Source organism: Algoriphagus sp., assembly GCF_013373065.1.
Lineage (GTDB): Bacteria > Bacteroidota > Bacteroidia > Cytophagales > Cyclobacteriaceae > Algoriphagus.
In genome coordinates this window covers 70358-93394 of the sequence record NZ_JABXIN010000011.1, presented here as the reverse complement: position 1 = coordinate 93394, position 23037 = coordinate 70358, and the positions used below count along the sequence as shown (strand labels likewise).

Genomic DNA, 23037 nt, shown 5'->3' with positions numbered 1-23037 from the left:
CAATGAGTCATTCTCAAAATTTACCAAAACAAAATCTAGAGGATCTTCTTGAAAAATACAGAGGATTCGTTGAGCAAGAACTTTTCCCAATAGACCTTAAGGTTGTACAAGGCCCTTTTCGAAAACACCTTCCTACACTCCAAGGATTACGAATAAAAGCAAAAGAACTTGGACTTTTTGGACCTCACCTATCTAAGGAATCTGGAGGTTTGGGTCTTAGCTTGGAAGATTTTGCCAAAGTGTCTGAAATCCTTGGACAAAGTCCGATTGGCCACTACGTTTTTAACTGTCAGGCTCCGGATATCGGGAACATGGAACTACTTGAACTATTCGGTTCTGAATGGCAAAAGGAAAAATTTCTAAAACCTCTCCAAGAAGGTAAAATCCGAAGTTGCTTTGCGATGACAGAACCCGACAATGCAGGAAGCAATCCAGTGATCCTAAGTACGACTGCAAAACTAGAGGGAGATGAATACGTCATTAACGGCCATAAATGGTTTACCACTGCTGCAGATGGAGCTACCTTCACAATTGTAATGGCGGTTACCAATCCAGAAGCTGAGTCTCCTTACAAGCGAGCTAGTATGATATTGGTACCACTGGATAATCCCGGATTCTCACTGATTCGAAATATCCCCATCATGGGAGAAGAAGGCGAAGATTACCTATCGCATGCTGAAGTTAGATTCACTAATTGCAGGGTTCCCAGGGATCATTTGATTGGAGAAGAAGGACAAGGGTTTGCACTAGCCCAGGAACGTTTAGGTCCAGGACGTATTCATCATTGTATGCGGTGGATTGGAATCTGTGAACGCGTCTTCCAATTGATGTGCAAACGAGCCATTAGTCGAGAACTTTACCCTGGAAAACCTTTAGCAGAAAAGCAGAGTGTTCAAAATTGGATTGCAGAAAGCCGAGCAGAAATCAATGCTAGTCGTTTGATGGTCTTGGATGTCGCCTCACGAATGCAAATTCATGGTTCCAAAGCCGTCAAAGAAGAAATTTCCACAATCAAGTTTTTTGTTGCGGATGTCTTGATGAAAGTCATTGATCGAGCCATTCAAGTACATGGAGCTTTGGGGGTAACCGATGATACTCTCTTATCCTTTTGGTATAGACACGAACGTGGAGCACGAATCTATGATGGACCGGACGAGGTTCACAAAGCCTCCCTAGCCAAATCTATTCTGAAAAACTTTTCAAGATCATGAAGGAAATTGATTTTGAACTATTAAAGTCCTTTCTGGGAAATAAGTTAGATCTAGATTCTCAGGAGATTGAAATCCGCCCTCTATCAGGAGGTTTTTCAAATCTTACCTATCTCATTAAAACGCCATCTGAGAAATTTGCTCTTCGAAGACCTCCTTTCGGATATAAAATAAGTACTGCACACGATATGGGGAGAGAAAGCAAAGTATTGGAAGCACTTCGACGAGCCTCCTATACAAAGTCCCCTAAGCCAATACTTTTTTATAAAGAAGACGATATTCTAGGTGCGCCTTTTTTTATCATGGAATTTGTAGAAGGAACCATCCTTCGAAACCGACTCCCTTCTTCCGGCATCATTCCCACAGGAGAAACCTTTCAATTGTTATCCAAAAGATCAATTGACTGTTTACTGGAGCTCCATCAGTTGGATTTAGAAAAATCAGGCTTGGGACTTTTGGGAAAACCAGAGGGATATGTTCAACGGCAAGTCTCCGGATGGACAGAGCGGTATCAACGGGCTCAAACGGATCAGATTCCAGCAATGGAAAAATCAGCGAAATGGCTATTGGAAAATATTCCGGCAAAAGAAAACAAGGGCTTCATTCACAATGATTTCAAGTATGATAACCTTGTTTTGAAATCAGATGATTTAGCTGAAATCAAAGCAGTATTGGATTGGGAAATGGCCACAGTTGGAGATCCCTTAATGGACTTGGGCACCAGTTTAGCCTACTGGGCACAAGCAGACGATCCCGAAATTCTGAAAATGTTCAATCTGACTCACCTACCAGGAAATTTTACAAGGCAGGAGGTGATTGAATATTATTCAAAACATTCCAATCTTGATCTCCAAAACATCTTGTTTTACTATGTTTTTGGGCTTTTCAAGGTAGCTGTAATTGCGCAACAGATTTACAAACGATTCAAATTGGGGCAGACCAATGATCCCAAATTTGGGGCCTTGATTGAAGTTGTGAAAGCAGCAGCGATGAAAGCTGAAAAAAGTATTCTATCTGAAAAAATTTAAGTATGAACATTCACAAGATATGCATTTTGGGTTCAGGAACCCTCGGCTCCCGAGTTGCACTTCAAGCGGCTATTTCAGGTTACCAGGTTTCCGTTTATGATATTCAGGAAAAGGCGCTTGATTTCGGTTTCAAAACGATGAAGAAAATCCTTCATCAACTCGAAAAAGGGCAACTTCTGAAAGAACCTCAGGAGAAAATTCTAGCAAGGATTTATTTTACCACAGATCCGAAAAAGGCTATCCAAGATGCGGATTTTGTCAATGAAAGTGTCACCGAAGATGTGGAATTAAAAAAGAAAGTATGGAAGCAAATTAGTGAAATAGCCCCTGAAAAAACTATTTTCACCACCAATACCTCCTACTTACTTCCCTCGATGTTTGCAGAAGAGTCCGGAAGACCAAAAAAATTCTGCGCCTTTCATTTTCATGATGTTTTTTATTCGAGGGTAGTAGATATCATGCCCAATCCTGAAACTGATCCCGCTTTAATTCCCATTTTAGAGCAATTAGGAAGATCACTCAATCAAGTACCTGTATTGGTTAAAAAAGAGAATCCTGGATATATTTTCAATACCATGTTATTGGCATTGATTGGAGCAGCAGGAAAACTTTTGACCGGGGAAGTAGGCAGCGTCGAGGATATTGATCGTTCTTGGATGGTCAACTTTCACATGCCGATGGGACCCTTCGGGATCTTAGATTCCATCGGACTGGATACGGCCTGGCACGTCACCAAAACCCGAAAGGACTCAGCTTCACAAGCATTTGCAGCTTTATTGAAAGAGTATCTAGACGCAGGGAAATTAGGTGAAAAATCAGGAGAAGGGTTTTATACCTACCCTAACCCTGCTTATAAAGCAGCTGATTTCATCAAATAAATCGAAATTTTAGATATTTAATCTTTTCACCCTTTTCGGTAAAGATTTTCTCATAACGGGTTTTGATCCCAAAATGATCGTCCTTCCATTCGCTTTGGTAAAAATCATGGGTGAACCCTATCAATTCGATATCATTTCTTGACTTGACGAGTTCCAAAGTATAATCAAACAATCCCGTATTATCGGTTTTGAAATGAACTATACCCCCCTCTTTTAATAATGGCTTGTACATATCCAAAAACCGAGGAGAGGTCAAGCGTCGTTTCTCATCACCATCTCTTGGAAATGGGTCTGGAAAGGTAATCCAAAGTTCATCTATTTCACCCGGGGCAAAAAATTTATCAAGTTGCTGAATTTGAGTTCTGAGAAAAGCAACATTTTGAAGGCCTTCAGCAGTAGCTGTTGAACTTCCCTTCCAAATTCGACTACCTTTAATATCGACTCCAATAAAATTTTGTTCCGGAAATACCCGAGCCAACCCTACCGTAAATTCACCCCTTCCACAAGCCAACTCAACTACCAAAGGGTATTCATTCAAAAATTGTCCATTCTTCCAATTTCCTTTTATTTCCTCAAAAATTGGTTTTCCTGCTTGAATTACATTAGGGTTTTCCTCATTCGCCTTGAAGCGAACTAATTTCTTTCTGCTCATTTATAGTTCCTCGATTTCTGCGACCACAAAAGTACTGCCTCCAATAAAAATCAGGTCATTGGATTGCGCATTTTTTCGAGCACAATTGATCGCATTTGGAATGGAAGGAATAATTTCTCCATACAGACCAAATTTTCCTGCTTTTTCAGCTAGCTCTGCTGCCGAAAGAGCTCGAGGAATTTTTGCTTCACAAAAGATATACTTTGCTTTTTGAGGCAAAAGAGCTAAAATTTTTGAGACATCTTTATCATTTACCATTCCTAAAACCATCCACAATTGATCATAGGAATATTTCTCCAGTTGCTTTAGGATTGCTTGAATTCCGGGTTCATTATGCCCGGTATCTGCGATGATAAGCGGTGAAGTTCCAAGGACTTGCCACCTCCCTTTCAATCCCGTTAAAGATGTCTGTTGGCTTAGTCCCCTTTCGATGTCATCTTTTGAAATTTTCCAGCCCATTTGCTGAAGCTGATGAATAGCTTCTAAAATCCCGGGGATGTTTCCTTTTTGATAATCCCCTAATAAACCAAATTCCAACTTAAAGGTCTCCTCCTCGTGTGTAATCTGATAAGTTACCGTGGAAGTTAGGTTTTCATTTTTATTTACTTGATCCACCTTCCAAAATTCATCTGCAAACACAATTGGAGCATGCTTTTCAGCAGCTAATTCAATAAAAACTCTCTTGCATTCATCTTGTGTCTGGCTAATGACCACGGGAGTGTTTTCTTTAATGATACCTGCCTTTTCTGCAGCAATTTTAGGGAGAGTATCGCCCAAATACTGCATATGGTCCCAACCAATATTCGTAATCAAACACAGCTCAGGATGGATCACATTGGTACTATCCAACCGCCCCCCCATTCCCACTTCAATAATGGCAATATCAACTTTCTCCTTAGCAAAAAACCAAAAGGCCATCCCCACGGTCATTTCAAAAAAACTAGGCTTGAGCTCTTCTAAAAACGATTTGTTCTCTTCCACAAATAGAATGACCTCTTCCTGTGGAATTTCGATTCCATTTATTCTAATCCGTTCGGTAAAGGACTTTAGGTGAGGTGAGGTATACAAACCCGTTTTATATCCAGCCTCTTGAAAAACTGCAGCCAAAGAATGAGAGGAGCTTCCCTTCCCATTCGTTCCAGCAACATGGACGGATTTAAATTTTTCTTGAGGATTTCCAAGCTGATTACATAAGGCAATCGTATTGGAAAGATCTTTTTTGAATGCAGAAGCCCCAACGCGCTGAAACATGGGAAGGGCTTGATAAAGGAAATCAAGCGTTTCTTGATACGTCATATTAATCTACCTTGATAATGAAGGTAATTTTTCCCGTAGAAAAATCAGCAACAGGACCTCCTTGGCGCTTAAATGAAACTTGATTGACGACTTGACGATAATAGGCCAATACTTCATTGGAAACATTGTATTCCAATGGGACAGCTTGTACTACTCGACCCGAGTCATCCACGGTGATTTTAAAAACAATTCGACCATTTCGAGAAGAAACCCGGTCATTGATATTGGGACGGGCAGCAAAATCCCATCCTGCTAAATCCAAACTATAACCGGATCCAGAATTCGTTCCTTGACCACTTCCTTGTCCCATGATTGCTCGTCCATCCACCGTCCCTTTTGGATCTCCTGAATCTCCTTTTTGATTCGAATCCCCTTGCGCACCGCCTGAAGTGGCTTGGGTACTTTTTCCCTTAGTACCCCCCGCCCCCATCAAGGCCCGCTCATTAATTTTTGGTTGCTCAGGAGCTTTTTGAACAGTTTCCTCAGCTTTTGATTCTGCAGGTGCAGTTACAGTTTTCGCTGTTTCTAAAGGTTTAGGCTCAGGCTTTTTGACAGATTCACTGGCCTTTTCTTCCCCTTTGATCGGTGAAGGATTTTTCGAAACAGCTTGATTGGCCGCTGGCTGTGGATTTGACTTGGGCTGTGCTTGAGTAGATTTGGGTGAAGGATTTGGGGTAGCTTCTGGAGTAGCTTCCGTCGCAATTTCGCCTGGTGCCGCCGCTTCCACTACAGGAGTTGGGTTTTCTGAGGGCGGATTCGGACTATTGGTATTTCCCGAACCTGTAGGAGTAAATCCAAGATTTAGCTCCAAACCGAATGTAGGAAGCGGTGGAATGGGTTGTTTCCAAACGACAATAAAATAGATTGCAATCAAAAGCAAGATATTCAGGATCAGAGTGATGATACCTGCTCGCTTTTTATTTTGACTCTCTACTTTATCTGCATTCCAATACTCCATCCTAATATGGTTTTGTGGCAATGGAAACATTCGCCTCCAATCCCGCTGCTATCCCTCCTATTTCAACTAAATATTCAACAGGAACTTCCTTATCAATATGAAGAACAACCTGTCCCTTTTTATCCTTCAATAATGTTGTCAACTCGGACTTTATTTGTTCCCTACTAACCACCCTGTCATTTACAGCATAGCGAAGATCTTTGGTCACAGATACCGTCACTTCCTGCATAGCAATATCCGAGGTCTCACTAGAAGGAAGATTCACTGGCAAACCTGAAGGAGTAATAAAGGAAGATGTAAGCATGAAGAAAATCAGCAATAAGAAAATGATGTCCGTCATGGAGGACATGCTAAAAGCTGAATCTACTTTATGTTTGGACTGGAGTGCCATGATTATTTTTCTTGAAGAAGTTCAATAAATTCAATCGAAGCATATTCCATTCGATGAACCAATTTTGATACTTGAGTAACCAAATAATTATATCCCAAGTAAGCCAAAATACCTACCACCAAGCCAGTTGCAGTCGTAATCATCGCTTCATAAATCCCTTCCGATAGAAGTTTCGGCGAAACCATTCCCTCTTCTTGCGCAATTGCTATAAAAGCCTGTATCATCCCTGCGACGGTACCTAAAAAACCAATCATAGGAGCAGCACCTGAGACCGTTGCCAACAAACTCAAATTTTTCTCAAGTTTGTAAATCTCGATTTTGCCCACATTTTCAATTGATACTTCAATATTTTTCAAAGGAGATCCAATTCGCTCAATCCCTTTTGCGATCATATTGGCTATCGGAGTTTTTTCATCGGCACAAAGCATTTTGGCTTTTTCAACTTGCCCACTGGAAACCAAGACTTTCACCTGATCCAATAAATGTACGGGCGTTTTTGAAGCTTTTTTGAGTGTCATCAATCGCTCCACAAAAATGTAGATTGCCAGGATAAAGAGTAAGTAAAGGGGGATCATCATATATCCGCCTTTAATCAACAAATCCAGCAAACCTATTTCCTGGGCGCCACCATTCATTCCCAGACTATCCGCTGCAGAAAGCGTGTCTGTTGAGAGAGTTTGTAGTAAAATCATATTAATATTTCAAAATCCACAATGCTTCGGAATAATCATCTTTGATTTCCGAAAGGGCTTGATTTGCCTGAGAGAAGGAATTAAATCTCCCAATAGCCAAACGATAATTAGGGGAATCTTCGTATGGCAAAATCAAATAAAGCTCCGAAACACGATCCCTGTAGTCGGCAGACTTTCGAATTGCCAACCGTTCAGAGGGTAAACTTCCGACCACAATGAAATAGCGAGCTCGTTCTTCTTTTGAATCAATTCGGATCAAAGAATTCGCTTCATTACGATCAATTGTTGTACCAGTTTCAGTTGTGGGAACTGTTGGATTTTGTACTTGAGGAATATTCGCTACAGAGTCCTGATTTTCAGCAGTTTCTGCAGAACTATTTTCAGTATTTATTTCTGGTTCTTCTTCCACTTCTTCAATTATAGGAGTGGACTCTTTTTCTTCGGTCTCAACGGAAGCTATTGGAGTAGCCTGTGGCTTCGGTTCATCTTTCATCAATTGCCAAACAACTGCTGAGACTAGAAGTATCGCTATGATAACTACATAGACTATCCAGCTGGAAGGATTTTTCTTTTCAATAACTGGCTCAGCGGGTTTAGAGACAGGTTCCTTGGATCTTTGGTCTTGACTTGAATTGGATTCAGCAATAGCTTCAGGAACAGTTTCTTCTTCAACTATCGCATTTGATTCAACAGGCTTAGCAGGGATTTGAGCCTTTATTTTTTTGCGCAATTCAGAAGCTTCCAAAGGGGAATCAGAAGATACCTCGGGATTTTCAACAGGCTCCTGTCGTTGGACCTCCTCCTGCTCTTTCAAGGTTTTAATCTCAACGTATGGTAAACCAAAATCCTTCGGATCGGTCCAAGATTTACTTTGTTTTTTCTCCACAGCGATTCTGAAAAATAGCTTGTTACGAAACTAATCGATTTGAAGGGAAAGCCAAACCAAAATTAAAATTTAAGCCAAGCTCCTCCGATCAATTGTACACCTCGAACCGGATAATTCAACCACCTAACATTTTGACCATTGAGCAGATTATTCCCTTCAACAAAAATTCCGATTCGGTCAGAAATCTGATAATCAGCCTTCAATTGCAAATCTGCGATTGTTTTTAGATTAAAGGATCTAAATCCCTGCTCCGTATTGGCATCAACTTGACGGGCTTTGATCCCTCCCATAAAATTCAAGTTAGCTTGAACCAATAGGCTTTCCATGGGAGTAAATTGATTGTTGATTCCCACTTGCCAAGTAGGTCGATGCCAAGCCTCTTCCTGAAGATTCATATCGTATTGATACAGATTCAATTGAGAGGAAACTTGATATAGATCATTGATTTTTAATCCCAATTCAGCATTGATATTGAACACCGACACCTTATCATCATACACCAATTGGAAACGGGAAGTGTCTGCAGCATTTACAAAAAAGTGCATTTGATTATAGCGACTCACATCAATTCCCGCTCGATAATAGAAATTACTTTGGAGTGTTCCTTCTACTCCACCGGTAATCTTATAGTTATTTATTGTATTCAAAAGTTGGGCTGAGGGGCCTAGAAATGGATTTTCCATCACAAAATCATAGTAAGTTTTGCGTTGGACATCACCAGAAAACTCCCCATAAAAACCAAACTCTTCTGCAAATTGATAGGATGCTTTTAGTACCGGGAAAATTCGAAAATCACTCGATTTACCTTGGATAGAATCATTTTCCGAAACTATATTCAATCCGGCTGAGACATTAAAATCAGCCAATTGATATTTGACTAAAGGTCTGATTGCAAAGTACGTTCGGGTTAGATCATATCCTTCATCGGAAGGGTTTGTATGAAAATAAGCCACTTGGACAGCAGCAGTCAAGTCATCCATCGGTCTAAATTTCCCCTTTGCCTGTAGCCCAATTTCATTTTCCTGAGCCAAGTAACTGTCTTTGAAATTCTTGAAATGAAGCTTACCCTCATAGGAAACGGGACCCAATTTCTCAATATCCCGAATACCTGCAGAAACATTAATCGTACTCAAAACATTACCCTGAATTCCAGCAAAATCCAAATTGGGATTACTCAAAATAGAAGTGTCGATTCCATAAAATGAATAAGAATCTTGATTCCAATTTAAGCCACCAAAGACTTCAGCCTGATCAAGAAAATAACTAACCATTCCTCCTAATTGGGCATGGGATTCTTTGGACTCCTCGTCAAAGACAGGTCCTTTTCCGAAACTTTGATGCTTGAGATTCAAACTATAATTCCAATCGTAGACTTCTGTAGCCATAAAACGAGCTTCAAGAAGCGGACTGGCAAAATTCCCATATCCTAGCCTTAAAAATCCAGGAAACAAATCCTTGTAGTCTCTTCGATATACTTTCTGAGCAGGCTCTACTTCCAGCGCAACCGGAGGAAGATCTAATTCATAAAACTTGACCTGATAGTTAAAATCGCTCAGTCCTTTTGGTTGTGGCAACACAGGAAGCTTTTCAAAAATCCTTGGTTGAACAGGCAAGGTCAAAACGCGGTCTTTTCGAATGACAAACTCCTGATCCTGAACCTCTCCTCGAGATTGAATCTGCCCAAATAGATCGCCTGAAAACAAGGAAAAAACAACTGCAAATACTAAATATGTTTTTCTCATGGCTTAATTCAGTTTTTGGAGTTTTTCTAGAGCAATCTTTCTTATCTCTTCATTCGTGGCATTTTCCACGATGGATTCCAATGTCGCTTTAGCTTGGAAATCCTCCCCTAGTTTTTCGTAGTTCTCAGCTAGAAGCAAAAACATTTGTCCATACCAAAAATCAAAGTCGGCAAATGGCCCTGACATTTCGAAAATGCTCTCATTGGATTGTTCAATTTGACCCTTATCCTGATAGGATTTTGCCAACAAATACAATCCCTCCGCCCCTTCTAAGGTTTTATATTCATCTACTAATACCGATAAGGTGACCTCTGCAGCTTGATCTTGATTTAGTGCCATTTGGGCTTTCGCTTTTCCAAGTAGAGCGGTTGGCGTCGATTCAGGTAAAATCCCATCCTGCGCCTCTAGCTTTTCTGCGGTTGCAATGACTTCTCGATATCGTTTGGTTTCGTTATAGGCTTTCAATAAGCCCATTAGCGCTTCTGCCTCTTCAACCTTACTTCTGGCATTGCTTACCGCCAGTTCCAAATAGGGAATTGCAGCATCATAATTTCCTTTATCCAATTGGATTTCTCCAATCTTTTGCATCGCACGTAATCGTTGTGGAGATGCCGGTTCCTTTTCCAATTGAAGGAAACTTGCCAAGGCTTTATCTGAATCTCCGGCTTGTAAATAGGCATCTCCCATGTAATAGAGTGCATCGGTTTTTTGACCCGATTCAGGATAACTTTTCAAGTAATTCTCAAATGCTCTTGCAGCTTGCGTGAAATTCCGTTCGAAATACAAACTTTTTGCGGATTCAAATTCCAAAGACTGAACAGATCCTCCATCAGGATTAGCTTGCTTGTATTTGTCTAAATAAGCCGAAAATTCACCAGCTCTTCCCTGTAAAGCCAAAGATTCTTGCAGACCCTTCAGGGCTGTTTCAGAATTTGAAGAATTGGGATGCTCATTCAAAATGGATTGATAATCACGAATGGATTCATTGTAATTTTGAAGTGAAAAATTCGCTACGGCTCTTCCCTCTAGAGCAAAAGGCACAAACGGACTATTGGGTCTTCGAGAAATCAAATCCGAAAAAGCAAAGGTGGCATCGCTATACCGAAGCTCCTCCATTAAAATTTGACCACGCTGGAACAAAGCATCTTCGAGATATAATGAATTGGGATAATTGGCAATTAACTGATCGAGATTGCGAAGTGCTTCCGAATTTTTTGATTGAAAGTTTTGAACCACCCCTAATCGGAAATAAGCATAATCAATTCCGGTGTTTCGTTCAGAAATTGCTTGTTGAAAAGTAGCTTCTGATTCAGAAAAGCGTTTTTGAACATAATAGCAATCACCTAATCGAAGCAATGCATCATCGTAATTTTCTTTGTCATCCCTATTTCGAAGACGGTCTGTATAAGTTTTAAATTGAAACTCTGCTTCCCGATAATTTTTGGAATTAAAGTAAGCATACCCTAGTCCATACAAACTTTTACTGAGATAAGCGCTTGAAGTCGTTCTTCCTAACTGCAATGCTTTTTGGTAAGATTGAATCGCCTGATCCAATTCTCCACTTGCAGAATAAATCTCGCCTTTCCAGAAATGAGCCTCCAAAACCAAATCTCGGTTTACAGGATATTCAAGGGACTTATCCAGATATACAATTGCACCAGGATAGCGCTTATCTCGGAAATAAACCATTGCTTGGTAATACGCCACCCGCTGATAGGCTTCCCGGATTCGAGGAGATTTGTTTTGAATCCGATCCATTTGCTCTATGGCGCGCAAATAATCACTGGTATTTATTAAGGCTTCTGAAAGCAGTGTTTCTGCTTCTGAGCGATACTCTCCATTAGGATATTCATTTAGGTATTGGTCCAAGCCTGAAATTCCAGCCTGGAAACTTCCTTTTTGAAGGTTTGACTTTGCAAAATTGAATAAAGACTCTTCTTTGATTTGGGGATTAAAATCTGCATTAGATGCGGATTGAAAAGAAGTACTTGCAAACTGATAATTTTCCAATTTGAGATAAGCATGCCCCAAATAATACGATGAAGCCTGTCCCATCTCACTGGAAGCGGAAGCTGATACTTTTAAATAATCTGTTGCTCGCTGGTAATTTTCAATCTCAAATTGAGCAACCCCTCCTTTAAAAACCTGTTCTGGACTAAGCTCACCTTTTCTGGAATTAATGAAAGCATCATAATTTTCTGCAGCCTTGGCAAAATCTTTTTCCACATAGTAAGCCTCTGCCAAGTAGAGATGAATCATTTCTTTTCGCTCCAAATTCCCAGCAGAGGCAAGTTGGCTCTCACCATAGGAAATCAGATCCGAATATCGTCCTTCCTGATAATAAAGCGACGCTAATAAATAAGGCACTTTGAGTGCATAGAAAGCGGAATGGGAAGCTTTTTCTAAATCATTAATAGCCTTAGATGAATTCCCGGACTCCATGGCAATATATCCACTGTAATAATAGGCATCATAACTTACAGCCTGTCCTAAAATCTTTGCCTGATCAAAATAAATGGCTGCGGAATCATATTGATCCAGTTTGAAATAAGAATAGCCTTGCTTGAAAAGAACGTCAGCCTGGCTTTCCGGAGATAGATTGTCAGCATTCACCAAGCTATATCCATCCGCTGCTTCCTTATAATTACGCTTGTAGAAAAAGTGATCTCCTAAATAAAGTCCAGCATCGTTTACCGAAGGGTGGTCTCTGTTTTCCAAAATGTAGGATTTCATTAGCCCTACCCCATCAGGACTTTCTAGTTCTAGGGCAGATTGAGCGGCTTTTAACTTCCCAAATCGAAGCTGATCGGAAGAAAATCCTTCCGCATCTACCTTTTGAGATTCCAAAAGGGAGGCAGAAAAAAGCTGTTTTTGAAAAAAGGATGCCTGATCATCCAACAAACGCTGTGAACTGGTCTGATAGAGTGAAGACTGAGCAGCAGCTTGCCAAGTCAAACCCAGACTAGCCACTAGCACTAGGTAGTATCGCATAGTTGGTAATTGAGGTTCAGTGTAAAATCTTATACACAAGATCCCGGAGGATTTCAGCATCTGTCATACTTCCGGATCCTACTCCTTTGTAACGAAGATCTGCCTCCCGAATGTGTTTAAACACCTCAATTATCTTGCCCAAATTATAATTTCTGGATACAGCCAAATATTCTCTGGCTATGAAAGGGTTCATTTTTAAAACGCTGGCCACTTGGTCAGCGGTTTGAGCTTTATGCTCATGAATCAAAATTAACTGTCTGAAATAAAAATAGATCAGCGAGAAAAGCGGAATAATCGGATGATTTTTTGGGTTTTGAGAAAAATACTGGATGATTTGATTTGCCTTGTATGCATTCCGATATCCAATCGCCTTTAATAACTCAAAGTTGTTGTAATCTTTATTGATACCAACATACTTTGAAATATGATCCGTTGTAATCTGAGTAGGTTCTTTAAAATTGATCAGCATTTTACTGATCTCATTCGTCATCACCTCCAAATTATTCCCAATGGAATCAGCCAATAAGGTAGCTGCTTTGGCATCAATCTGATGGCCTGTCTCCTTGATGTAGGCTTCTACCCACTCCCTCATTTTGTAATCCGCAACTTTTTCAGAACGGACATAAACCGCATGTTTATTTAGCGCTTTCCCCAAAAGTGTTTTGCCATCAATCTTTTTGTATTTGTAAGCAAAAACCAAAATGGTACTTGGAAGCGGGCTCTCAAGATACTTAACCAATAATTCAGACACTCCATCATTCCCCCAATCAGGAAGACTTTGGGCCTCTTTGATTACTACCAATTGCCGCTCAGCCATCATAGGAAACTTTCGGGCATTATTGAGAACAATCCCCATGTTGGCATCCTTTCCATAAATTGCCAATTGATTAAAGCTTCGCTCATGCTCAGGGATAGCCGTTTCTTCAATGATTTTTGTAATCAAATCGATGTAATAAGGCTCCTCTCCTTCTAAAAAATACACTGGGGAAAATTTCCCGGCTTTCAAATCTTTGATGACATCATTGGGATTCTTCGGCATAAATCAGCGGTTTGAAGCTTAAAGATAACAGGACACTTGAAAAGCCTCCAAAAGCAATTTGATTATTTGAAAAACTATTCATGCCTTAACTTTGTATTTATTCTAAAATCATGTCATGAGCTTTCAACTAGGTATTGAATATTATAAATCAGGAAAATTTGAGGATGCACTAGTCATTTTCAACCAATTGATAAAAAACGACCAAAGCCAAAGTAGTTACTTCCTCTATCGGGGCCGTATTCTTTCTCGAATGGGAAAAACCGAGAATGCCTTAGAAGATTTTGATCAAATCATCGCCCTTGAACCTTACAATACAGACTTCATAGCTGACAGAGCTGTGGTTTTACATCTTTTAAATCGGAATGAGGAAGCATTGGCTGAATTTGACCGTGCCGCAAATTTAGACCCAAACAACCCCTATCGATACAGCAGTAGAGCTTTTTTCAAAGATCGCATCGGAGACCTTCAGGGAGCCATTGAGGATTATGAAAAAGCGATCGAACTCGACCCCGAAGATGCTGTCGCCTACAATAACAAAGGGCTGGTTGAGGAAAAATTAGGGTACAAACAAAAGTCAAAAAAGAGCTTTGAGAAAGCAGATGAATTGGTTGGCTACAATGCACCCGAAACAAAAGAAACAAAAGCTCCCCAAACGGAAGCCCCCACTCCCCTTCCTAAGATTGAAAATAAACAGCCAAACTCTCTTTCCTTTGAATTCTTTTTCAGAACACTAAAGGGGGTTTTCAAGGATGCTACTACTCGAAAGGAATTTATTCAATTTCTTAAAAAACCATTTGGAGGGCCTAAAAATTCTTAATTACCCAAAGCGGTTTAGTAATGAAATAGGACATCTTTTTGGAAACGCTTTTGGTGAAAATTTTGTGAAAAAAGTCCCGTTGCTTACTAAGTGTAATAAGCATATCGCCTTTAGCTGATTGTAAATAATTTTCCAAGCCCAGGGCTAAATCATCCCTGAAAGTTTTCAGCACAAAGTTGATCCGTTCATATTTCACAAAAGGTTCCAATTCCTGAATCAAGAGCTGATGAAGGGCTTTTTCTAGTTTATTTTTCCCCTCTGAAGCATGAACAATGTCAATTTCTGCATCAAAAAACTTTGCAAATTCGACGATTTTTTGAATCGCTAACTTATCCTCCTCCCTGTAATCCGTTCCAAAAACCAACTTTCTAGGCTTTTTGTAGAAAACCTTCCGCGGAACAACCAATACATCCACCTTGGATTTGTCCACAATTTGGCTCGTCCTACTCCCAATGATATTCTTTCGTAATTCATTCATCCCTTCGGTTCCCATCACCAGAAGCTGGGCTTTGGTTTCCTCACAAGCTTTTAAAAGTTCTTTCACAATATCCCCTTCACAGATCATCACTTGGCACCCTTTCAATCCCTTTGGAACAGATTCATTCTGAACGGTTTCCTGAAGATTTCTCAACTTTTCTTTTAGAAATGAAAGTTGATAATCAGTTTCCGTACTCAAAGGATTCAACTTAAAATAATCATCCCGATTAGCCACATGAATTAAAATCAGGGTTGATCCATAACGCTCTCCAATTCGGGAAGCATATTCAATCGCATTGAGTGAACATTCGGAAAAATCAGTTGGGCAAAGAATGATATTAGGTAAGTTCATGAATTAGTAACCTCTTTTACGATTGACGGGATTAAGCAAAGGTTCGTTACATTGAATTCTACGAATATTTTCAATGACCTGAGGCGCAGCAGCATCCGGATTGGTTACACTCGCAATATGTGGAGTCATAGTAATCGCTTCATTTTCCCAAAACGGATGATTCCCCGGTAAGGGTTCTTCCCGATACACATCTAAAAAAGCACCTGAAAGATAGGCTTTTTCAATAGCCACTGGCAAATCTTCTTCAACTAGATGTCTACCTCGTGCCACATTAATCAAATAGGTTCCAGGATTACATTTTTCGAATAACTCCAGATTGAGAATGTTTTCAGTATCTGGGGTCAATGGCAAAAGACACACAATTACATTAACCTTTTGAAGGAATTCTTCCATGTGTTCTTTTGAAAAATAAGGAAAAGGAAAATCTGACTTTTCAGAAAAGCCTAAGCCGAAAACTGGAAATCCCATAAAATTCAATTTTTCCAAAACATCAAACCCCAAAGCTCCTGTCCCCATCACACCAATACTAACTGGAATCTCTGGATTGGACATATCCCATACTTTCCGCTTTTTATCCGCTTGGTAGCGCTGGATTTGTCTGTGGAAATTCAAAACTCCCATCACCACATAATTGGTCATAGACCAAGTGAGACGATCGTCTACAATTCGAACAATGGGTAAATTTTCAGCAATAGTGGAATCACTCAAGATATGATCCACTCCAGCACCCATGGAACTTGCCAGTTTCAAATTGGGATATTCAGATAGAACTCCCTCGGGGTGCTGCCAAAGCAAAGCAAACTCTATCTTTTCAGGGTTTTTCACATCCGGAAAAACTTCTATTTCCAAATTGGGATCTGACTTTTTTAAAGCATTAATCCAAGGTTCTGGATTTCTCCCAGGGCTTATAATAACCAAACTCATATTACAAATTTCAGAAAAGCATCATCAAGAATAGGCCTATGGAAAAAAGGATATATCCATTAATCAAAAAAAGAAACAATTACCTCTTAAATTTGGTACAAATTCAAAGTCATTAAACATCCAATTTACATGAATAAGCTAAAATTTATCCTTTTGATTGCATTCATGAGCTGGGCTGGATTTTCATTCAGCCAGCAGCTTCAAATGCCACAAGCATCTCCTTCCGCCAAAATTTCCCAAAAGATCGGCTTAACCGATGTAACCGTTGACTATTCTCGTCCAAGCACGAGAGGCAGAAAGATTTTCGGGGAGTTGGTTCCATATGGTCAAGTTTGGAGAACCGGCGCAAATGCAGCCACAACCTTGGAATTTTCAACAGAAGTCATGCTGGAAGGCAACAAAGTACCTGCCGGAAAGTATGCGCTTTATTCCATCCCAGGCAAAACTACTTGGACAATCGTCCTTTCAAAAAACACCCAACTTTGGGGATCTATTGGCTATAGTGCTGATGACGATTTGCTGAGATTTCAGGTTGAGCCCAAAAAGTTAAGTCGCAAATACGAAACTTTTGAGATCAGCTTTAATAACATGACTGATAATGGAGCCGACCTTTCTTTGAAATGGGAAAACACAAGGGTAGATGTCAGAATATCTACCGAGGTAGATCCTGTCGTAATGTCCCAAATCAAAGAGATGGTAATTGATACCAACACCAAAGACCCAAGTTTGCTCTATGCTGCGGCTAACTATTATTTCACTTCGCAAAAGGACCTGAATCAAGCTTATGAATGGATCAAAACGTCTACTGATTCTGATCCAAAATACTGGACCATGCACCTTCGGGCAAAAATTGAAGCTGCCTTGGGCAAAAATGCAGAAGCAATCGAATCTGCTCAGCAATCCATGAAAATGGCTGAAGAAGCAAAAAACCCTGATTACGTAGGATTAAATGAGCGATTGATCAAATCCCTCAAATAATTTTCCCAAAAGGCTATCTCATAATCGGTCGATGAAACAAACTACCATCTAAAATTCTGGTAGCAAGTTTTCATAAAATCAAGACTAAGCCAGTTCTGAAGAACTAGATGATATTATGAGATAGCCTTATTTTTATTTAAGAGCTCTTTTTGAAAAGTTGAATAATTGCTGCAAAAAGCATCACTGAGAGGCAGCCAATCGCATTATACCAAAGGAAACCAATGTCCCAGGAAAATCCACCAACGCCCTCTCCATTTTTAAAGTGAACTAGCAAAATCAATAACTGGGAAAGTAAAGCACCGAGAAAAACAGCCGATCCTTTGATCCATTTCATAAAGAAACCCACCAAGAAAATTCCTAGGATTGTCCCATAAAAAAGAGATCCCAAAAGGTTTACCGCTTGGATCAGGTTTTCGAATAAGGATGCGTAGAGCGCGAATATTATCGCCGAACCACCCCAAAATGCTGTAAACAATTTTGAAGACAACACATAATGATGGTCCTTTTCCTGCGGTCTTATGGATCGTTTATACAAATCAATAGTGGTTGTGGATCCCAAAGAATTAAGCTCAGAAGCACTGGAAGACATCGCAGCGGAGAAGATTACCGCAAACAACAGCCCCACAATCCCTGTCGGCAAATGATCCATTACAAAACGCATGAAAACATAATCCGTATCCCTCGTTTCAGCCACTGGATCATTTCGGACAATAAGTTCTTTCACCTCTTCCCGAATTTTTTCCTGTTCCGCCTTTAATTGGAAGATTCCAGCCTTAATCTGGGATTCTTTTTCGGAATCTTCGGCATCAATTGCCACAATCAAGTCCTGATAGGCTTGCTTACTTTTTTCAAAGTTCTCACCAAAATTAGATTGTAGTTCCTCAAATTCTGAAGCGAGATTACTTTGTTGAAGTTTCTCTATTTGAACAGTGTTGAATACTACAGGTGGTTGATAAAATTGGTAAAAAACAAAAACCATCACCCCAATGAACAGAATTATAAACTGCATAGGGACTTTTAAAAAGCCATTCATAATCAAACCCATCCTACTCTGACTTAATGTCTGGCCGGAAAGGTAACGCTGTACTTGACTTTGATCTGTTCCAAAATAGGATAAAAACAGAAATACTGCTGCTGTCATCCCTGACCAGACATTGTAACGATCTGAAGGGTCAAATTCAAAATCAACCAAATTTAATTTCTCCATCTTCCCTGCAATATGCAGAGCATCTCCAAAGGAAACCGGCAGCAATTGAACTACGATGATTCCTGCTAATATCATCCCTCCCATCATGACAGCCATTTGCTGTTTTTGGGTAATGGATACTGCAGCAGTACCTCCTGAAACAGTGTATAGAATCACGACGGCTCCAATGAAAACAACCGTCCAAGTCAAATTCCATCCCAAGAGTGTCGAAAGAATAATGGCAGGAGCATAAATAGTAATACCAGCTGCAAGCCCACGTTGAATAATAAACAATAAAGCCGCTAAGGTTCTGGTCTTTAAATCAAATCGGCTTTCCAAATATTCATACGCAGTGTATACCTTTAATCGATAATATATGGGTATAAAGGCTACGGAGATAATGATCATCGCTAAGGGTAAGCCAAAATAGAATTGAATAAATCCCATTCCACTTTCATATGCCTGACCGGGTGTACTCAAAAAAGTAATGGCGGAAGCCTGTGTAGCCATGATGGAAAGTCCTATGGTCCACCAATTCATAGAATTTCTTCCCCGCAAATAGGAGTCAAGATTTTTTTGTCCCCGGGTTTGATACATACCATAGGCAGCGATTGCACCTAAAGTCCCAAACAAAACGATCCAATCCAGTATGCTCATGAATAACTAGTCATCAAGAGGTAAAATAAGCCAATCAATACAATCAGACTTATCATCAAAGCCCAATAAAGACGGTTCCACTTCAAGGGTTTTTCTTCCATCTTGTTGCCTATTGTTCGATTAGGTTAATAAATAATTTCACTGCTCCTGGAACTCCTGCCGGCAATTGTCTAAAGAATGAAAGACCCGTATAAATAAAATTCCCTTCTCCATAACGAGCATGAATCAAAGAGCCGTTGGTAGGATCTTCACCGGGATCATTCATAACCAAAGGGGTCATATAAGCAGGGTCCAAATCTCCCGCAAAATAGAGTCCTCTTTCCTGAACCCACCCATCAAAATCCTGAGCATTCATTTGATTTGGAGAAGAAAGTAGTGGACGCTTGAAATCAGCCGTAACAGGCGCATTCTCCACAGAGACCCGATTTCGGGTAATTGAAAATGGATAAGGTCCTAATTGGTTGGTCAATAATCTTGCAGTTGTATTGTACTGGACAATCAAATTCCCACCTGCTCTGACATAGCCCATTAAAGCTTGCTGGTTCGATGCCAATTCTTCTTGAGTATTGTATGCTCGTATTCCAACAATAATAGCCTGAAATTGAGACAAATAAGTTAAATCATAATCACCGTCTCCAATTACTGTAACAGGATACCCTAGAGATTCTAATACTTCAGGAATTTCATCTCCAGCACCTGGAATGTATCCGATTGGTTTTCTAGAAACCTTCCAATCTTCCTGTATCCAGTCAATTGTGGCGGATGTAAAGTAGGTAAGATGCGGGATGTGTTTATAACTAATACGATTAGTAATTAAATCAAAGATGCCAGAGTTGGTCTTATAAATGGCTTTTGTTTTGCGTTTGCCTATTTCATCCGAAAAAAACTCAACCTTGTAACGCCTCCGTTTTTGTCCCGGCAAATCTTCAGATTCTAAAATCCTGAATTCATCGATATCCAATCCATCGAAATACAAAACTCCATCTTCAATTCTATCTCGGAAATTGACCCAAACCGTGAGTTGAGGTCTTTTTTCTCCAACTCCAAAAACAACTTGTTTTGAAAGCTCAAGATCCACAGAAGGAACCACTGCTACAGGTTGCTTAACTTCACCATCTACAGGGTCATTGAATTTGTGATAAAGGGGAACTTGAAAATCAATTTTGGCACCGTTTACATCCAACGATAAGTCCAGGAATAGACTTGGGTCATTAAATGGCTTGCCAATTAACTCCTGATCTGAAATTGAATACATAGGGCTTTCCACATCCCCTAACAACCAATAAGGCTGTGAATATGGAAACTCCTCTGGAAGTGAAATAGAAATTGATTTTCGGAACGGATCATTATCTAAACAGGATGCGGGAGCTTCCAAATGTTCAATATCAAAAGCTTCAACTTTTTCAATGGTTAAAGGAGCGATGGAAGGATTATTTACAACTAACTCTCCTTGTAAGGTTGCTCCTGGAAAAACAGTTTCCTGACCGGTATTAAACTCAATCTCAACTCCCATGACATCCAAAATCAACTTATTGACATGGGCCTTTTTCTCTTGGACCCACACCAATTCATTGGGAAGCTGATCAATGCTATTCTTAATATCCAATAAGGAGGAAAGATTGGCCGCAGGATCTTTAAAATCGAACTCATCTATCAAGGCATCGATAAGTGCTTTGGCTTTTTCACCAGAGTCTGAAATCTCCCAACGACTCGGCACCCCATCAAAAGGAGACTGATCAAACATCTCTCCTTTTATGAACTGAATATGATCCGATGCATTTCCGATTCCTGCTGTCGACCCAAAACCTTGCGACTTATGCATAGTTCTACTATCCGCAGCGATCTGACTATAAGATTCACCTAATATAGGATTGAAATCTCCTGAAGGAAATTCAAAATAGATTTGGTCTTCTTCAGGTTCAAACTCTCCACGGAAATTATAGGCATTCCAAAAAATCCGCTTTGGACTCCAAGGGTCTACAAAAGCTAATTGTTCAGGAAAAGCGTTGGGGTCTCCGGCTAAAGAAAAGGCCTCCTCTGCTAAAATGGCTGACGTTGTATGATGTCCATGTGTAACTCCTGGAATGGTATTAAATCGAGTTATTATAATGTCGGGACGGAAGTTCCGTACCACCCATACCACATCTGAAAGAATCGTCTCTTTGTCCCAATTCTGAAGGGTTTCGCTCGGATTTTTACTGTACCCAAAATCTTTTGCTCGAGTAAAGAACTGTCTACCGCCATCAGTCTCTCTTGCTTTTAAAAGTTCTTGGGTTCGAATTTGACCAAGTCCAATGCCCAATTCTGGCCCGATTAGATTCTGTCCCCCATCTCCACGAGTTAAGCTCAAATAGGCCACTTGAGCCTTCGTTTCATTAGCTAGATAGGCTATCAATCGCGTATTTTCATCATCAGGATGAGCTGCTACATACAAGACGCGATTCGTCTCCCGCAACTTCAGAAGTTCATGAAATAAAGAAGAAGACGGAAGCGATTGTGCAAAGATCGACGAATAAAACCCCAAGCATAGGGTTAAAATCATTGGAAAGAATAGTTGGCTTTTATTCATAAAGTAGGCTTTTCAACCAAGAAGCAAACTAACATGAGGCCCTGGCAATAAAAAATAATTTTTGATCAGTGGAATCATTCTATCCTGAACTCCACCATTACTTTCTGAAAGAATACCCAACTGTAAATTCAAAAAAATCAGCCTTAAGTTTATGAGCTTTGATTTGAATACCACTATAAAATTGTTGTGTCAAATGATATCGGAGACCAACTCGTTCATAAAACCACGTGAATTCCTGATTCTCAGGATTCCGGTGCAAGTAAAAGCCCAACCCTATTGGTACAAATAACCGTTCGGTAAGCTTCCATTCCCAAGCTCCAACTGCGGCTATACTTAATTGGTCCCAAAGGGTTGCCTGAGATATATCCGAACGATCAGTAAGTCCCGGAGCAAAAAACACATCCATTCCAACTCCATAACGATATTTATAGGATTTATCCCATAAGTAACTTATTCCTGCCCCTCCTCTGAAATAAGAAGCTCCCCCTACCTCATAATTCTTTTTACCCAAATAAAGAGCAGTATTCCAATATCCCGTTTCCCAAGCTTTTGGATTTTCAGTAATTTGAATTGTTTTGGTGTCTCCTTTATCAAAATTATATCTCAACCCAACAGACACCGGTAAAAGGTTGATTCCTGCATTAGGTTTCTTGGTAGATCCATTTGAAAAATGTTTTAATCCAATCATTGAAAAAATCTTCATTTGCTTGGAAAGGGAATAGTTTGCTTTCAAACCAAAATGGATGTAACTATTTAATTCTGATCCTATATATCTATTCAAAGGATTCTCAATGGAATCATAGGGGTTGAGATTAAACCCTAGACCAAGGTGTCCGAAATACGAAAAATTCAACTTTTTATCCTCCTCAAAAACTTTGAAAGGAATATCAAAAAACCAATATACCCCTTGAGGCCTTCCTATTTCTGATTGATAAGGAAGAGTGGTGGAGATACCTACTCCAAAAACCGGATATCGGTAAAGCTGACTATAGAAAGAATTTGGATTCATTCGCCAACCAAAGCGCAGGTCTACCGCATGATAGGAAACAAGGTTTTTGATTTGATCAGCCCAAGGTTGACCATTGCTAATTAAGGGCCCCGATTCTAAAGAAAACTCCACAACCTTCCTGTATTCCTTTTGGCAAAAAGCTTGACCAAAGGACAAAAAAAGAATAAGGCAGAAAGTAAAAATATGGCTTGCTTTCTTCATGATTTTAAACAATCACGCTTGGAAATAACAAAGTAAAGGAATTCATTTTCTGGTATTTAGGCAATTATTCTGCTTACCTAAATGAAAAATTAATTCCTTAAATAAA

At 39.9% G+C, this 23037-nt stretch carries 19 protein-coding genes; 5 read left to right on the top strand and 14 right to left on the bottom strand.

Going from position 1 to position 23037, the window contains the following annotated elements; translation table 11 throughout:
• Nucleotides 1-2 precede the first annotated feature (2 nt).
• Genes HWE15_RS07255 through HWE15_RS07245 form a run of 3 tightly spaced genes read left to right on the top strand, consistent with a single transcriptional unit; the run spans nucleotide 3 to nucleotide 3114 of the window.
• Nucleotides 3-1211, top strand: coding sequence for an acyl-CoA dehydrogenase family protein (locus HWE15_RS07255; protein ID WP_290506851.1), 1209 nt, complete (start codon nucleotides 3-5; stop codon nucleotides 1209-1211).
• Entirely contained in the window at nucleotides 1208-2236 is a 1029-nt protein-coding gene (locus HWE15_RS07250; protein ID WP_290506850.1) for a phosphotransferase family protein, read from the top strand. Before HWE15_RS07255 ends, HWE15_RS07250 begins: the two co-directional genes overlap by 4 nt.
• A gap of 2 nt (nucleotides 2237-2238) precedes the next feature.
• Entirely contained in the window at nucleotides 2239-3114 is an 876-nt protein-coding gene (locus HWE15_RS07245; protein WP_290506849.1) for a 3-hydroxyacyl-CoA dehydrogenase, read from the top strand.
• Here HWE15_RS07245 and trmB read toward each other — a convergent pair.
• The 9 genes from trmB to holA form a co-directional block, all read right to left on the bottom strand.
• A complete protein-coding gene (trmB, locus tag HWE15_RS07240) occupies nucleotides 3107-3766 on the bottom strand; it encodes a tRNA (guanosine(46)-N7)-methyltransferase TrmB (protein WP_290506848.1) in 660 nt (219 codons plus the stop codon). The genes HWE15_RS07245 and trmB overlap by 8 nt on opposite strands.
• Nucleotides 3767-5062: a folylpolyglutamate synthase/dihydrofolate synthase family protein gene (locus HWE15_RS07235; protein WP_290506847.1), complete on the bottom strand. Its 1296-nt coding sequence runs from the start codon at nucleotides 5060-5062 to the stop codon at nucleotides 3767-3769.
• Between the two features lies 1 nt (nucleotide 5063).
• On the bottom strand, nucleotides 5064-6020 hold the full coding sequence (locus HWE15_RS07230) for an energy transducer TonB (protein ID WP_290506846.1): 957 nt from the start codon (nucleotides 6018-6020) through the stop codon (nucleotides 5064-5066).
• Nucleotide 6021: 1 nt separating this feature from the next.
• The gene (locus tag HWE15_RS07225) at nucleotides 6022-6411 is read right to left on the bottom strand and encodes a biopolymer transporter ExbD (protein ID WP_290506845.1); all 390 of its coding nucleotides are present in this window, start codon (nucleotides 6409-6411) and stop codon (nucleotides 6022-6024) included.
• Nucleotides 6412-6413: 2 nt separating this feature from the next.
• Entirely contained in the window at nucleotides 6414-7103 is a 690-nt protein-coding gene (locus HWE15_RS07220) for a MotA/TolQ/ExbB proton channel family protein (protein WP_290506844.1), read from the bottom strand.
• Between the two features lies 1 nt (nucleotide 7104).
• A complete protein-coding gene (locus HWE15_RS07215; protein WP_290506843.1) occupies nucleotides 7105-7989 on the bottom strand; it encodes an SPOR domain-containing protein in 885 nt (294 codons plus the stop codon).
• Between the two features lie 62 nt (nucleotides 7990-8051).
• The gene (locus HWE15_RS07210) at nucleotides 8052-9731 is read right to left on the bottom strand and encodes a TonB-dependent receptor (protein WP_290506842.1); all 1680 of its coding nucleotides are present in this window, start codon (nucleotides 9729-9731) and stop codon (nucleotides 8052-8054) included.
• Nucleotides 9732-9734: 3 nt separating this feature from the next.
• Nucleotides 9735-12722 (bottom strand): tetratricopeptide repeat protein, encoded by a 2988-nt coding sequence (locus HWE15_RS07205; protein ID WP_290506841.1) that lies wholly within the window; start codon nucleotides 12720-12722, stop codon nucleotides 9735-9737.
• A 16-nt stretch (nucleotides 12723-12738) separates the two neighbouring features.
• Nucleotides 12739-13761, bottom strand: a complete 1023-nt coding sequence (holA, locus tag HWE15_RS07200; RefSeq protein ID WP_290506840.1) for a DNA polymerase III subunit delta — start codon at nucleotides 13759-13761, stop codon at nucleotides 12739-12741.
• Nucleotides 13762-13876: 115 nt separating this feature from the next.
• Between holA and HWE15_RS07195 the strand changes: the two genes are divergently transcribed.
• Complete coding sequence (locus tag HWE15_RS07195; protein ID WP_290506839.1) at nucleotides 13877-14578, top strand: tetratricopeptide repeat protein; 702 nt, start codon at nucleotides 13877-13879, stop codon at nucleotides 14576-14578.
• On the opposite strand, the gene HWE15_RS07190 is transcribed toward HWE15_RS07195, so the two are convergent.
• Nucleotides 14565-15407 carry a universal stress protein gene (locus HWE15_RS07190; protein WP_290506838.1) on the bottom strand — a complete coding sequence of 281 codons (843 nt, stop codon included), beginning with the start codon at nucleotides 15405-15407 and terminating at the stop codon, nucleotides 14565-14567. The genes HWE15_RS07195 and HWE15_RS07190 overlap by 14 nt on opposite strands.
• Nucleotides 15408-15410: 3 nt before the next feature.
• Nucleotides 15411-16331, bottom strand: coding sequence for a glyoxylate/hydroxypyruvate reductase A (locus HWE15_RS07185; protein ID WP_290506837.1), 921 nt, complete (start codon nucleotides 16329-16331; stop codon nucleotides 15411-15413).
• 129 nt (nucleotides 16332-16460) lie between these two features.
• Between HWE15_RS07185 and HWE15_RS07180 the strand changes: the two genes are divergently transcribed.
• The gene (locus HWE15_RS07180) at nucleotides 16461-17309 is read left to right on the top strand and encodes a DUF2911 domain-containing protein (protein ID WP_290506836.1); all 849 of its coding nucleotides are present in this window, start codon (nucleotides 16461-16463) and stop codon (nucleotides 17307-17309) included.
• Between the two features lie 136 nt (nucleotides 17310-17445).
• Here the strand turns inward: HWE15_RS07180 and HWE15_RS07175 are convergent, their stop codons facing one another.
• The 3 genes from HWE15_RS07175 to HWE15_RS07165 form a co-directional block, all read right to left on the bottom strand.
• Complete coding sequence (locus HWE15_RS07175) at nucleotides 17446-19152, bottom strand: sodium:solute symporter (protein ID WP_290506835.1); 1707 nt, start codon at nucleotides 19150-19152, stop codon at nucleotides 17446-17448.
• 109 nt (nucleotides 19153-19261) lie between these two features.
• Nucleotides 19262-21721, bottom strand: a complete 2460-nt coding sequence (locus HWE15_RS07170; protein ID WP_290506834.1) for a PIG-L family deacetylase — start codon at nucleotides 21719-21721, stop codon at nucleotides 19262-19264.
• A gap of 97 nt (nucleotides 21722-21818) precedes the next feature.
• Nucleotides 21819-22931: an acyloxyacyl hydrolase gene (locus HWE15_RS07165; protein ID WP_290506833.1), complete on the bottom strand. Its 1113-nt coding sequence runs from the start codon at nucleotides 22929-22931 to the stop codon at nucleotides 21819-21821.
• Nucleotides 22932-23037 lie beyond the last annotated feature (106 nt).